The sequence below is a fragment of the Planctomycetia bacterium genome, from assembly GCA_021413845.1.
Lineage (GTDB): Bacteria > Planctomycetota > Planctomycetia > Pirellulales > PNKZ01 > PNKZ01.
Genome location: JAIOPP010000009.1, coordinates 19,380 through 33,206, shown reverse-complemented (window position 1 = coordinate 33,206; position 13,827 = coordinate 19,380). Strand labels below are relative to the sequence as shown.

11 protein-coding genes and 1 tRNA gene are annotated in these 13,827 nt (G+C 60.5%); all 12 read right to left on the bottom strand.

What is annotated here, in order from left to right; translation table 11 throughout:
* Positions 1-183 (bottom strand): hypothetical protein (locus K8U03_02555; protein ID MCE9603764.1); only part of this gene is annotated, 183 nt, incomplete at its 3' end.
* A 4-nt stretch (positions 184-187) separates the two neighbouring features.
* Complete coding sequence (locus tag K8U03_02550; protein MCE9603763.1) at positions 188-1,000, bottom strand: hypothetical protein; 813 nt, start codon at positions 998-1,000, stop codon at positions 188-190.
* Positions 1,001-1,076: 76 nt separating this feature from the next.
* Complete coding sequence (locus K8U03_02545; protein MCE9603762.1) at positions 1,077-2,993, bottom strand: hypothetical protein; 1,917 nt, start codon at positions 2,991-2,993, stop codon at positions 1,077-1,079.
* Positions 2,974-3,741, bottom strand: coding sequence for a pilus assembly protein (locus tag K8U03_02540; protein ID MCE9603761.1), 768 nt, complete (start codon positions 3,739-3,741; stop codon positions 2,974-2,976). The genes K8U03_02545 and K8U03_02540 overlap by 20 nt, the downstream gene beginning before the upstream one ends.
* A 40-nt stretch (positions 3,742-3,781) precedes the next feature.
* Positions 3,782-3,976 (bottom strand): hypothetical protein, encoded by a 195-nt coding sequence (locus K8U03_02535; GenBank protein MCE9603760.1) that lies wholly within the window; start codon positions 3,974-3,976, stop codon positions 3,782-3,784.
* 10 nt (positions 3,977-3,986) lie between these two features.
* Complete coding sequence (locus tag K8U03_02530) at positions 3,987-4,769, bottom strand: A24 family peptidase (protein MCE9603759.1); 783 nt, start codon at positions 4,767-4,769, stop codon at positions 3,987-3,989.
* Positions 4,770-4,837: 68 nt separating this feature from the next.
* Positions 4,838-5,020, bottom strand: a complete 183-nt coding sequence (locus K8U03_02525; protein ID MCE9603758.1) for a hypothetical protein — start codon at positions 5,018-5,020, stop codon at positions 4,838-4,840.
* 119 nt (positions 5,021-5,139) lie between these two features.
* Entirely contained in the window at positions 5,140-6,258 is a 1,119-nt protein-coding gene (locus K8U03_02520) for a CpaF family protein (GenBank protein MCE9603757.1), read from the bottom strand.
* Between the two features lie 901 nt (positions 6,259-7,159).
* A tRNA-Ser gene (locus K8U03_02515) sits at positions 7,160-7,241 on the bottom strand.
* Between the two features lie 1,616 nt (positions 7,242-8,857).
* Positions 8,858-9,433: a hypothetical protein gene (locus K8U03_02510; GenBank protein ID MCE9603756.1), complete on the bottom strand. Its 576-nt coding sequence runs from the start codon at positions 9,431-9,433 to the stop codon at positions 8,858-8,860.
* A 170-nt stretch (positions 9,434-9,603) separates the two neighbouring features.
* Positions 9,604-10,434 (bottom strand): hypothetical protein, encoded by an 831-nt coding sequence (locus tag K8U03_02505; GenBank protein MCE9603755.1) that lies wholly within the window; start codon positions 10,432-10,434, stop codon positions 9,604-9,606.
* 295 nt (positions 10,435-10,729) lie between these two features.
* On the bottom strand, positions 10,730-13,825 hold the full coding sequence (locus K8U03_02500) for a CusA/CzcA family heavy metal efflux RND transporter (protein MCE9603754.1): 3,096 nt from the start codon (positions 13,823-13,825) through the stop codon (positions 10,730-10,732).
* Between the last annotated feature and the right edge of the window lie 2 nt (positions 13,826-13,827).

The window sequence follows — 13,827 nt, the reverse complement described above, 5'->3', positions numbered from 1 at the left end:
GGTCGTAGGACGCTGCGGTGCATCGTCGCGCACGAGCAGCGAGAAGGTCGTCGCGACGGACCAGCAGATCCACAACACGAAGCCGGCAACGACGACGCGGCCGACGTATTCGAGCCGACGGAGCCACGGGCGCCGGCGGCTGGGGGCTGACTCTGCGGCGACGGATGGAACAACAGGAGACATGGTGTTACGTGCCGGCCTTCAGCAGCGAGATTTCCCCTTCGATACGCTTCAGCTTTTGCTTGTGCTCGGTCCGTTCCGTTTCCAGCGGCTTGATCTTCTCCGCGATCTCGGCTTCGCGCTTGGCAAGTGCGTCGGGATCGTTCTTCAAATCTTCGCGGGCCTTATCGCGGGCTTGTTCTTGTTCGCGGATTTTTTGGTCGAGCTTCGCGATCTCGGCCTTTTCGGCCGTCGCTTGGCGCTGCAAGTCGGCAGTCTTCTGCGCGTTTTCACGACGCTGGGCCGCCTCGCGCTCGCGAGCCTCTTTGATCGCGGGCGATTCCTGATTCAGCTCCGAGCCCTTCTGTTGCATCCGGTCGCTCGCGCCGCGACCCCGATCGGCAGCCGATTGCAGTCCGTCGAGCGCTTGGCCGAGCGGGCCGAGCGCTTGCCCCACGCCGCTCGCAGCCGAGGCCTGACCCATCAACCGCATATGGACGGGATCGTTGAGCGGCAACTCGCGACGGTCCCAGACGTTGCCGAAGACGGAAAGCGAGGCTCGCCCAATAAGCTGCGAGCTTCCCAAGGCCGGCGGAACCGAGCGATTGCGCGAAGCATCGGCCCGCACGATATCGGACTGCGCGATCTCCGGAGCGACGAAGAAAAGCCGGCTCTGCGAGGTCGTATGCTGCGACGCGTTGCGAAACGCATCGACGCGTGCGGCGATCGTCGCATCGGCCGTCGCGACGCCCCCTGCTCCGGCGTTCATGATCGCGGCGATCATCCAAACCAGCAGGGGCATCGCCACCATCAGCTCTAAAGGAGCCGAGCCGCGGCGCACTCCGACAACTCGTCGAAGCCGACGGATGTTCTTCGCGTTGGTTGGCTGGAAGTGTGGCATTAGTGATTGCAGAACATTAATGTTTGCGGAATGTGCCGTGGTTGGCGTGCATTTTTTGGAGCGGCGCGCGCATGTCGCCGGGAGTCTGCGACCAGGATTCATCCAGCCGAGTGACGGGGGTGAGCTTCGCCTGCCAATTCAAAGCGACGATCGGATCATCCCCCGGCGGATCGTGGAGGAAGATGAACGGAAATCGGGGCGGAATCAGCGAGACGCCGCCGGAGTCGTCGCCGGCAAGGAACTCATAAGCCCGACCGGCCGTGGCGGGAGATTGCCAATTCAGCGTGTCCCAACCGACGGTCGGTTGAAACGTCGACGACTTGCTCCAACCGTCGGGCCGTTGGTCGTTGCCGTTGTAGTAGATCGACTGCGCGTAGGTCGTCAGGCCGTCGGTCGGGCCGGAGCCGAAGATGGCTGCGCCGATCGGCGCGGGGGGCTTCCGATGCGCGAACGCGACGAGCGTGAACAACCGCTCGGCCGCTGTGCCATCGGTCGTCCAATTCTCGCGGCCTTTCCGTTCGTTGCCGGAGTCGGTCATCACGAACATCGCGAGCTCCTTGCGACCGGACGAGCCGCCGTATTCTCCTTGATGATACTTGCGAATCTTGACGAGCGCATAGCGGTTCGTCCAGCGCGAATACCACTTCGATGCGAACGACAACGTTTGCAAACCGGCCAGCGACTCGCGTACCGGCACACGCCAAGCGCGGACGTAGGGATACGTGGCGCGCATCCACTGCGAGTAGCGGATCTCGTCCCAGCCGGCGGTGGAAAGTCGCGGCAGCTTCTTGCGGCTTAAGTTGTCGTCGAAACCATCGTCGCCCGGGCCGTCTCCCGACGACAACGACGGCACTTGAATATCGAGCACCTCATCGGCGATCGCCGAGAGCAAGGGATTGAACGACACGGCATCTTTGACGAAGTCGACGAAGTCTTGCACGACCTGACGGACTTTCTGCAATGCTTGAAACGCGGCATCGGCAGGCCCGCCCGAGGCATTGCCGGCCGGCGGTTCCGATCCACCGAAGCCTCCCCCTTTCAATTCGCTGCGAACCAGCGGCAGCTTCGGCTCGGCGGGAAAAAGAAACGTCGTGACGTCGTTCTCTTCGCCGATCTGTCGTACGATCCGCGCAGCCGCGCGCGGGGTTTGCTCGACCGCTTGCTCGGCGTAGCCCGCCAAGAGGGGCAACACGCTCGACTCGACCGCGAGCTTCGCCGGGCTGAACCCTTGCGCCACGATGTCGATCAGGTCGAGCAGTTGCGTTTCGATGTAGATCTTCGAGACGACCGCCGCGATCGCGATGTGGAGCGAGAGGGCCAAGGTCGGGCCGGCGCCGGGGATGATGTTGAGCGCCGTCGCGACAGGGCGCAACGAGAGGGCCAACGAAAGGTGGTACTTCAGCGTGAGACGCGAGTCGTAGATGGTCGCCCAGCTTTTATGAATTCCGAGGTCTTTCACCAGCAACGTTACGGCCGGCGCGTCGAGCGTTCCGAGCGTGGCATAAGGAGCGACGGCTGCCGTGGCCGCGGGGAGAATCGTGATCAGCTTTTGATTCAACTCCAGCGACTTCGCCGAGGGGAGCGAAGTGCCGGCGTCGAGTTCCGGGCCACCGAGCGCTTCGTGCATCACGCACAACGCGGTCAACTCGCCGAGGAGATGATTCGCCGCCGTCACGGCGTTCAAGCCGCGCGCCATGCAGACCGCGGCGCTTTGGGCCGCGGCGTCGGCGGAGTTTTGCACGGCGATCTTCTGCCGCACGCTTTGGCCGACGTTCAGCACCAACGTCGCCAGCAGCGCAAACGACAACATCGCGATCGACGTCGAGAAAGAAAGCAGCCCTTGTTCCGAGCGGTGCAGACGTTCCCAGAGCGCGCAACGGCCGCCGACCGATTGCGCGGCGCTGCGGTCGCTGTTAGTCGGCTTGCGGGACATAGCTGATTCCTAAAGGACGAGCAGCGTTCGTCGTCGTGCCGCCGGCGGCGGAAGGGCCGTGTGGGGCATGGCTTTCCAATTCGACGACGCTCCGAACCGACATGACGAACGGCCCATCGGCCGATTGCCGTGCTCCGAGCAGACGACCGATTCCGGGCAAGTGAAACGGAGCTCGATAATCGAGCGTGAGGCGAAGGTTGTCTGCGGGAACTTTTCCCCCTGCGACTTCGAGCGACGAAGCCCAGGCCGCATAGCGATATTTGGAGGTCAGATAGGCATCGTTCAAGGGGTTCGCAGCGTAGGCCCGATAAGCGGCGACGAACTCCGCGGCCTCGGGCGGAACCGCGATCTGCGGCGCATGGGCCGCGGTGCCCGACGCGAAAGGAGTCATCGCTTGCACGGCGGCAAGTCGCGCTTTCGCCTCGACGACATCCGAGCCCACGCCGGAAGGAGCCCAGACGACGGCGGAGCGGGCGGCTGCGTAAGCGGCGTACATCGTGCCGATCTTCGTGACGAGGATCAGCGACAGATCGACGACGAGGCAGATCAAGAGCGCGAAGATCGGAATCGTGATGACGAAGCCGAGCGTGTAGGAGACGCCGGCCTCGCACGCCACCAACTCCCGCGGGCTGCGACGAACGGGGCAGCGTGCGATTGCCCGCCAACACCAGCCGGCTCCCACGATCGACAGGAGCCAGAGCAACCAGACGACCTCGACCGAGCGGAAGATTTCGGTAAAGGGGTTCATGGCTCAAGACTCGGGGAGAACGCGGAGGAAAGTATTGCGGTTAGAGCGAGGGCCAAGAAACGAGCGTCTCGATGACTTGAAACAGTCGCCCGCAAGCGGTGCGCGCCAAGAAAAACAGCCCAACGGAAAGAGGTAACGTTACGCCGACCAGCACGACCACCTCGAACGCCGAGAAGCCGCGCCGGCCGGCGTTTCGCGACTTCGGCCAACTGGGATGTTTTTCGAGGTGCGACATGGCGAACCGATCAAGAACGCATCCACAACGTGAACAGGGTGCCGAGCAAAAAGAACGGCGACATCGGCAGCGGAAACTTCATCCAGCCGGCGTCGTCGCGCTTTGGGGGCGAGATCCAAAGGGGCAGCAGCAGCGAACCGACCGTGCGACCGAGCGTGCTAAAGGTGCGCAGTGGGCCATGCACGACGACGACCCACGACAACACCGCGGCTCCGGCGGCGATATGCGAGGCGACGACCGCCGTGAGCCCTTGCTCGACGCCGAGCGCAGCGCCGATCACCATGCACAGCTTGACGTCGCCCCCGCCGGCGCCGGCCAGGAGGAACACGAAGAACATGATGCCGAAGCAAACCGCGGCACCCGATAATGTTTCGGCAAGAGGGAGAATGCCGACCAGGCTGCGCTCGAACCACGATAGGGATGGCGCGGCCGGATCGATCGGCCCCGCGAGGGTCGCCATCGCCGACAAGGCGACGAGCCAGAGGAACGCCGTGTAGGTGAGGGAGTTGCGAATGCGGCGCTGTCGCAGATCGGAAACGGTCGCCGCGAGGAGCGTGGTCAGGAGGACGAACATGCTCCCGTTCCAAGGAACCGCAGCCCCTACGGCATTAGTTCCAGTACCGCTCGACACCCACCGATCAACGAGCGGCACGACCACGAAGGCGGCAAGCGGATACAGCCCTGCGACGATCCACGAACGAACAGGCTTCGGAGCGTCGGCGGTCGACTTTCCGGCCTGGGCTTGCTGGTCGGTGGGCCGTTGCGCGGGGGACCAATCGATCGTTGCAGACATGCTACGCCCCCATTCTTCGAGATCGCCGCCGCGCGCCGACAAGCCGTTACCGCTAGGAGACCATGATTCTAGGAGACCGTAATTCCCATCTCGCCGAGCTTTTCACGCACCCAGGTGAAGATCTGGTCTTTCATCTTGTACATAACCGCCAGCACGACCGCGGCCACGCCGAAGATAATGACGGCTTGCATCGTTTCCATGCCGTCTTCGTCCTGATCCAAGCGGCGCAACATCTTGATAACGTTCGACATAAGGCACCCCGAAGTAAGAGAGTCGTGTCCCGAATTTTGGTTAGGCGAAGTGTTCGTGTCCTGCTTCGAGCGGCTTCGAATCACCTCTAACTAGGCAAAGCGCGTCTGCGAGCGAAGTGTTACAGGTTGGGCGAAAATAGTTCGGTCGTTAGCTTAACTTCGGCCCCCAGGCCGAGCAATTCAGGCTCGGCGGCGAAGGTCGGTCGGGTACCCATGTAAGCGAGGTTCCCTCGGATCGAGCCCGCGGCGTCGCGGCCGGAAGGTTGGAAGCGGAAAATGTCTTGAAAGCGATATTGGTTTTGCTCGTCGAGCCCGAGCGCCTCGCTGATGCAAAACACGCGCCGCGAGCCATCACTCAGCCGCGCAATGTTGACGACCAAGTGCAAGGCCGAGGCCACCTGCGTGCGGGCGACATGGACGGGCAGCGCGACGTCGCTCATCATGCAGAGCGTTTCGAGCCGAATGGCGGCATCGCGCGGCGTGTTGGCATGCACCGTGCTCAGCGAACCGGCGTGGCCGGAAAGCATCGACTGAATCAAATCGAGCGCCTCGCCCCGCCGTACCTCGCCGACGACGATCCGGTCGGGCCGCATCCGGAGCGAGTCGACGAACAGGTCGCGAATCGTCACTTGGCCGCCCCCGTCGAGCCGCGGCGGCTGGGCTTCCAGATAGACCGTATGGGGCTGATGCAGCTGTAGCTCCGAGCTATCTTCGATCACGACGATCCGTTCGTGCTCGGGTATCGCGGCCGAGAGGGCGTTGAGCATCGAGGTCTTGCCGGTCCCTGTGCCGCCTGCGATCACGATATTTTTATGCAACAGGACGGCCAGGCGCAAGAATTCGGCGGCCGCTGCGCTCAGACTGCCGCGTTCGACGAGCGACTCCAAACGAAACGACGATTTCTGAAACTTGCGGATCGAGATGCAGACGCCGTTGCGCGAGCTCGGCGGCACGATCACATGCACGCGCGAGCCGTCGGGCAAGCGGGCGTCCATGCTGTGCGTATCGGCATCGACCCGGCGGCCGACGAATTCGCCGATGTTGCGTGCCGCGGCCAGCACGGCGCTGTCGTCGGCGAACCGAACTCCCTCGGCCCGATGCAACCGCCCGGCCCGCTCGAAATAGATCGAGTCGTGGCCGTTGATCAGAATTTCGGAGACCGACGGATCGTCGAGCAACGGCAACACGGGCCGGAGGAAATGTCGCGTCGTTTCTCGAAAAATCTCGATCGACTTCATCCGACACCCCCGACGAAGAACCCGACCCGCCCTCGATTCTATGCGACCAAGCAAGTTCGTGAAGCAGATAATCGGAACTATGGGGGCCGAGCAATTTCCGCTGACGGTGCGATCAGGGCTGTGGCGGCGAATGTCGATTTGTCTCGATTAGCATGGTGGCAAGGTTGTTTTAGCATTGTCAAACCTACCGGAACCGATCCGCCGAACGACGCCGGTCTTGATCGGATGATGAAAACGCCTCACAACCGCTTTGACAACTTGTTTGACGCTGCGAAGCGGCCGGAATTTGGAAATGCCTCTTCGATGCAGTGAGACCTGTTTTAACCACGAAAGTTCAAATTCTCTTATGAGCATACGCGATCGAGTCGACGATGCTTTGATTCTTTGGCAACACGGCCGACTTGAGGGTGCGTTTTTGAATGCACTGGTCGCGGTTGCGGCTACGGCACGACGAGAAAATCCGAACCGCTCGGTTCGTGACCGCGAGTGCTTCGAGTCGTTTCTTACACGCCAACGGCCGGGGAACTTGGCGGTGGAATTTCGGGGTGAGTGCCGCCCGATCCAAGAAATCTTCTATAAGTGGTTGCGTTGTGAACTTGTCCACGAAGGCGAAGTTCCGATCGACATCCAATTTATGCCTGACACCGCTTCAGGCATATTGACAGTCCGAGCGGGAGGTACGCCCGAATACGTCCTCAAGATATGCCAAGGATGGTTTCATGAAATCATCGGCTATGTCGTCCGTTCGCCTGCAAACGCTGGAAGTTTCGACGACTTCCGCACGTGACGCGGTTGTCGGCATTAGCGAAGCGCCCGATGAAGATGCCTCGGCGATTCGCTACACGGACTCGGCGCAAAAAAGAAGCCGGCAACGCCTTGTGTTGCCGGCTTCATCTCAAAGCGGAGGGCACGAGATTCGAACTCGCAACCGATTGCTCGGCACGACATTTCCAGTGTCGCCGCTAACCATTCGCTTACCCCCCAGCATCTTTCTCTAACGGTCTACGTCTCTTGCGCTTATGTCCTTTCTTGCTTGCCTCCCAAGCGGTCCGATTTTGCCGATGTCATGTAAACCGTCATATTCGACCAATCATCGTACTGACATATTTCCTGCGTCGCAAGGCTTGCTTGGTTGCGAGCGCGTGGTCAGCGAACGTTCCCGCTCACCTGCCGCGTCGGCGGATGAAGCGTTGATCTTTGGTTGTGTTACTTGCCGCCGCGGTCAGGTGCAGCGGCTTGTTCGGCATCTTGTGCCTCTTGAAGCCAGTGAGGCACCGTTCCCCACTTGGCCGCCAGCGACTCCTGTACCTGCTGCTCCCACATCGGCGAGTTCAGAGCTTCACGCCAAGCCCGCTCGAACTCCTTGGCTTCGATGACCTCTGCCCCGAGTCGGGCGTCTGTGGCTTTCTGCTTGTGGCTGAACAGGCACCCGAAGAGTTGCCCAAACCTATCACACCAATGTGATCGGTCGTACCTCAGCACACGACCAATGCTGTAGACCTCGACCTGTCGAACAGCGTACCGATCATCCCCAATCTCGACGTAACGGACGCACTCACCCCAACCGACCGTCAACGAGTCACGGTGCAAGCAACGTCCGCGCTCCTTGAAATGCCGCATGAGGGCCTCGCTCTTCGCCGCCGAACGAACAGTGATCAGCCGCCCGCTCGAAGCGACCGGGCTCTCCAAGAGTCTATCGCGCTCGAAGCCGACGAGCTAATTCGCTTTGTGTTGCGGGCCGGCTGGATCGCGTGGTTAGGCCTTTTTAAGCGGATTCGTTTTCACTTCTTTTTCGCCAGAGCACGCAGAGCAAGAGATTCTCCGGTATCACGACTAGAGCTGTCGCTGAAAGAAGGAACGCTGACATATCCTGGCTGCCGTCATCGTAGCCGGCGGTACTGTAAGCCTGAGCGGCGAGAAGATATGTCACGCCCAAGAAAAGAAGCAGCACGCCCGAAAGTCCGTGACATATCAACCTACACCGAGGAAGCGGTAGGAACGGCCGCAACGCAACGGCCAGAATAAACGGAGAGCTCGCAACGAAAAACAAACCGATCCAAATCAAGACTTCGTCGCTCATGATCTAACAACGCGATTGTTGCCGCCTAACTAGTGGTTAATAGGATCCTGATAAAACCCTTTACCCCGCGTATCGTGTCGTCAACGGCGTTTGAAAAGTTGCTTGGACACGTCCTCCGATTCAGGTAGGAAGCGATGCCGTCGCCCGTCTTGAGCCTCAACGTACAGTGAGCCGCAACTTGGGCACTGCCAAGCCTTCGGCATCCGAAACTTCCGCCACCTCATGCACGCCGTGTCCTTGTCGCGCGGCGTTGGTCCGGATTTCTCAATGGCGTCGTCTACGATACCTGAGAAAGCGTCATACTCCTGATCCGTGATGAGATGGGCGACATAGGACCGGTTGTCAATTGACGACAAGAACGAGCCTGTGCCGCAGTCACACGTGAACTCCAAACTGCCCAAGAGCGCACCTCTTACGACGCCTAACGATTGGGATAACCGGGCCGGAGAATAGACCTAATGAGCGAAGCGAACGTAGGTATCGCCCGGCTCAGGTTCATCCGATTGTTATGCAAGAATATCATACTTCGTCCCGGGTACCGCGAAGCCGGTCGATCGCAATAGTGATGTCGGCGGATCTGTCGTGATAACTGGGATGAAGAGAAACCAGCTTCAGCGTATCGACTAACGAATCGCGCTGAGTCGTGGTCAACAAGTCGATCCATCCGGAAGGTGCCCGATTAACACTGACTAAGCGGTCGATAAATCCATAGTGGAAGGTATCGCTAAGTTCGGCGATCAGAAATGCCGGCAGATGGAAAACAAAACCGCGCGCATCGAGATAGGTCGGTGCAGCATAGCAGTGATTGAGAGTCTCCGAATCGATCCGGCGCCAGTCGGCATCTTCATCTCTCGAACGTAATTCTGCAAGTTCCGACGCGCCGGCGTAGTCGTCCAATCCCTGGGCCTCCAACAGTCCGATTCCGTCGTCGAGAGTTTGTCCCGCAAACGCCGCCTCGATCCGGCGAACGAGGGGATCAAGCTCGCTGGCGTTTTGAAGCCAACGATCCCAAGACGCAATAGACACCTCGTCGCGAATGCGATCGCGCAAATCCTCGATGTCGTCACCGGTGATTCGAAAGACGCGATGCTGCATAACGAGTGCTTACGCGGATCCTGATAAGACCCTTTACCCGGCGAAGTTGTTATGATGACGTCCCGGCCGCAGGGTGGCGCGGACAAATGTCCGTGCGCGGAACGCGTGAACTTCAGAAAGCCTACGTGTTCCCGCGGTCTGCCAGAGCGCCAGGTTCGGGCAGATAGCTTTCAATAGTCTTGTCGTTCTACGTTTGTTTCCAGTTCGCTCATTTGCTCGGCCAGGCGGCGTATGTCTGCTTCGTCCTCGCACAACATCGAATAAGCTTCAAACGCCGCCGTCTGATCGGGGCCGCGTTGTTCGAGGGCAGCTGCTCTTAAGGCGGGGAGTGCCCCGCGCGCCTTCGGCCCCAAGCGAGCGAGGGCACATGCCGTTAGGCCGACCCCGGAGAGACCGGCTTCCCAGTAGGTGATGAAGGAGCCAACCCAATTCCTTCCCAAAGCCGCCGTCATCGCTTCGACCAGCCGCGGTGCGTCTGGGTCCACGGCACTGAGTTCAAGGGCTGCTAGGTCGGAGCCCCTCTGCATGTGTTCCGCCAGTAGCTCGGCGGCACTCTCCTTGCTCGGTGCATAGTCGCAGACCAACTTCAACGCTTTATCGCGCCAGTCGTCGTCCGTGTCGAGTGCTTGGCGGATGACGTCGAAGGCCAGTGGACAGGGTGGAGGGAAGAGGATGATCCATCTGTGTCCGCGACGAACCGTGTCCTCGTCGTCATTGCGAATGTTGTACAGCAGGGCGCGGACGAGGCCGCGGTATGGCACTTCCCTGAGGAAGAACTCCTGCAACGCGAGACGGAACTCCGGATCCTCGTGCTTCACCGCGCGGTCGAGGAATGACCGAAGGTGTCCGTGAAACTGCGGCGGGCTCTGAGCAATGGCCATCTCGATAAGTTCGGACCGCCGCTGCCGCTCTTTATTTGCTGCGGCTTCCTCAGCGAGGTCGCCAGCTTGTTCCTCGATGAGGCGCCGTTCATCTTCGAGAGCGCGGTTGTGTTCGCTCATGACCACCCCCTTGCCGATTCGCGCGGCCGAACAGGTATTCGGCCGCCGAATGGCGATAAAACATTACCGCAAATTCGCGGCATATTAGGCTGAATCAAATCGATATTTTAGTCTATGAAACAAGTTGCGACAAATCAGCAACACTGAAATCCGCAGGGTGGCCCCGGCTTCCTATATCTTCACGGACAAATGTCCGTGCGCCGTAGGCGCAAGAGGATCGAATGCGGATTTTGAAATGGTGTCCGAAAAAGGTGAATGTCCTCGGGGGCCTCCGGCGCGTTCCGCCCCGAATGGTTCAAGTCGACGGCCCCGTTACCATGTCGCGATCCTTCACCATAAACATCCGGCAGAGCACCGGCACGACGAAGAGCGTCAGTAGCATCGAGCTCACGAGGCCCCAGACGATCACCGTAGCGAGCGGCCGTTGGACGTCGGAGCCGAGACCGTGGGCGACCGAGGCCGGCAACAGGCCGAGAATCGCGACGAGCGAGGCCATGAGGATCGGCCGCATTCGAGTTCCCGCCCCTTCGAGAATCGCGCGCTCGAGCTTCGCTCCCCGCGTACGCAAAGCCGAAATCCATTCGACCATCAGCACACCGTTCATGATCGAGACGCCGAACAACGCCGCGAAACCGACGCCGCTCGAGACGTTCAGCGTCATCCCGCGCACATAGAGCGCGATCGCTCCACCGATGAACGCGAGCGGCACCGAGAGCAGCACCAATAATGCCTCGCGTTGATTGCCGAACGTGACGACGAGTAAGATGTAGATCAGCACCATCGTGATCGGGATCACCAATGCAAAATGCCTTGAGGCCCGTTCGAGATTTTCGAACATCCCGATCCAGCGGACGCGAATCTCGTCGGGAGCTTTTACTTTCGCCGCGAATAATTTCTGCGCCTCGGCGACGAAGCCCCCCTGATCGCGGCCGACGATGTCGCAACGTACCGTGATCCGCCGCCGACCGCTTTCGCGGGCGATGAACGTCTGACCGTCGACGAGCTCGAAATCGGCGACTTGCGCGAGCGGCACCGGCACTTTGTCGTGAGTGAAGACCGGCAATTGCCCGATCGATTGCGGCGAGGTGAGAAACCGGCGATCGAAGCGAGCCGTGATGTCGAACCGTCGTTCTCCTTCGTAGAGCACGCCGATCGGCTCGCCGCCGAGCGCCGTATTGATGACTCGGTTCACGTCGTCGATGTGAGTGTCGTAGCGTGCGCAGCGCACTCGATCGGGCTGCACGACGAGCTGCGGTTGCGGTCCCTCTTGCTCGATGTTTACGTCGACGGCTCCCGGAACCGCCTGGAGTACGGCTACCGTTTGCCGGCCGAGGTCTAAGAGCTTGTCCGAATCGCTGCCGGAGAACTCGACTGCGAGGTTGGCCGACGTGCCGTTCGTGTCTTCGGTCACGCTGTCGATGATCGGCTGCGTGAAGTTGAAGCGGGTCGTCGGAAACTGCGTACGAAGTCGGTGCCCGAGCTCATTGATGATCGCTTGCTTCGAGGGATACTGCCACTCGTCCATTTTCTTGAGCCCAACCATCATCTCGCACCGACTGGGCACGAACGGATCCGTGCCGCTATCGTTGCGCCCGGCCTGCGACATCACGAACGTGACGTCAGGCAAATCTCGCACGATCTTGCGCATCCGGTTGCCGTACTCGGCCGTTTGCTCAAGCGAGGTTCCCTCGGGGAAATTGGCCCGAATCCAGATCACTCCTTCGTCGAGATACGGTAGGAAGTCGAAGCCGAGCTTCGGCACGACCATCACGCAGACGGCGACGAACAAGACGGCAACGGCGCCGACGACGACTACGCGAAGCCTCATCAACAGTTTGAGCGTCGCTTCGTAAGGGATTCGGCACAGAGTTAGAAGCGGGTTTTCCCAGTCGGTATAACCGCGGCCGAGCAGAAACGTCGCCAAGCTCGGAATCACGAACAGCGCAAAGATCACTGCGCCGATGAGCGCGTAAATTACCGTGAGTGCCATCGGGCGGAACAATAGCCCTTCGATGCTCGTAAGCGTGAGCAAGGGAACGTAGGCGCAGATAATCATCAGCGACGAGAAGAACACCGGCCGTTCCACTTCCGTTGCGGCGGCGAGAATCGCCGCGGTCAGGGTCGAAGCCGGATCCTTCCTACGCATCCGCGAAAGATGATGTGCGATGTTGTCGGCCATGATCACCGCACCATCGACGAGGATGCCGAAATCGATCGCTCCGATCGACAAAAGCCCGATCGGGATTCCGGTCAGGTACATCAACGTCAGAGCGAACAGCAGCGAAAAGGGGATCGTGGCGACCACGAGGATCGCCATCCGGGGGCTGCCGAGAAACGCCAGCAACACGAGCAGCACCAACGCCACGCCCGTAACGACGCTGTGCGTTACCGTGTGCAAGGTGCTGTCGACGAGGAACTGACGATCGTAGAACGGATCGATCGAAACTCCTTTCGGCAACACCGATGCATTGAGTTCGTCCATCTCGCTACGAACGAGCTCAAGGGCGCGCGATGGGTTCTCACCTCGACGCATCAGCACGATTCCTTCGACCGCCTCGGGTCTGTCGTTCATGCCGAAGATGCCGGCAGGGATCCGATGATCGAGCTCGACCTCGGCGACGTCGCGTAGATTGACCGGCGTGCCGCCGATCGTATTCACGACGACCGCTTCGATGTCTTGTTCGTTCGCCACGGTGCCCCGGCCACGAATGACGAACGACATGTCGCCGCGTCTGAGGACGCTGCCTCCGGCGTTGGCGTTGTTCGTCTGCACGGCTGAGACGACGTCTTCCAGCGACAGGCCGTAGCGCTCGAGCTGGCCCGGATCGAGCTTTACGGCGTATTGTTTCTCGTAGCCGCCGAAGTTGGCGACCTCGGCGATTCCCGGCGTGCGCATCAGTCGCGGCACGACGACCCAATCGTTCAGGGTGCGCAGCTCCGTCACCGAATGACCGCGATCGCTTCTGAGCTCATAGCGGTAGATTTCGCCGTAGGCCGTGGCGAGAGGGCCGAGCTCGGGCTGTACGCCGTCGGGGAGCGTGATCCCGGCCAGACGCTCTTGCACCCGCTGCCGCGCGAAGTATTTATCGACGCCTTCGTTGAACACCAGTCCGACGATCGACAAGCCGAAGATCGTACGCGAACGAATGACCGCCACGTCGGGCACGCTTCCCATCGCCAGCTCGATCGGAATCGTCACCTGTCGCTCGATCTCTTCCGGTGCCCGACCCGCATAGCTCGAGATGATCAACACCTGCTGCGCCGAGATGTCGGGATAGGCGTCGATCGGCTGCTGGGTGAACGACCACACGCCGGCGAGGCAAACGGCAATCGACAACGCGGCTATAATTAGTCGGTGCGATAGGCTCCAGGCGATGATGTTTGCGATCATGA

What these genes read in the sequence shown, in the direction of transcription:
- K8U03_02545 (MCE9603762.1), bottom strand. Translation starts at nt 2,993, where the DNA reads ATGTCCCGCAAGCCGACTAACAGCGACCGCAGCGCCGCGCAATCGGTC.
- K8U03_02540 (MCE9603761.1), bottom strand. Translation starts at nt 3,741, where the DNA reads ATGAACCCCTTTACCGAAATCTTCCGCTCGGTCGAGGTCGTCTGGTTG.
- K8U03_02535 (MCE9603760.1), bottom strand. Translation starts at nt 3,976, where the DNA reads ATGTCGCACCTCGAAAAACATCCCAGTTGGCCGAAGTCGCGAAACGCC.
- K8U03_02530 (MCE9603759.1), bottom strand. Translation starts at nt 4,769, where the DNA reads ATGTCTGCAACGATCGATTGGTCCCCCGCGCAACGGCCCACCGACCAG.
- K8U03_02525 (MCE9603758.1), bottom strand. Translation starts at nt 5,020, where the DNA reads ATGTCGAACGTTATCAAGATGTTGCGCCGCTTGGATCAGGACGAAGAC.
- K8U03_02520 (MCE9603757.1), bottom strand. Translation starts at nt 6,258, where the DNA reads ATGAAGTCGATCGAGATTTTTCGAGAAACGACGCGACATTTCCTCCGG.
- K8U03_02510 (MCE9603756.1), bottom strand. Translation starts at nt 9,433, where the DNA reads ATGCAGCATCGCGTCTTTCGAATCACCGGTGACGACATCGAGGATTTG.
- K8U03_02505 (MCE9603755.1), bottom strand. Translation starts at nt 10,434, where the DNA reads ATGAGCGAACACAACCGCGCTCTCGAAGATGAACGGCGCCTCATCGAG.
- K8U03_02500 (MCE9603754.1), bottom strand. Translation starts at nt 13,825, where the DNA reads ATGATCGCAAACATCATCGCCTGGAGCCTATCGCACCGACTAATTATA.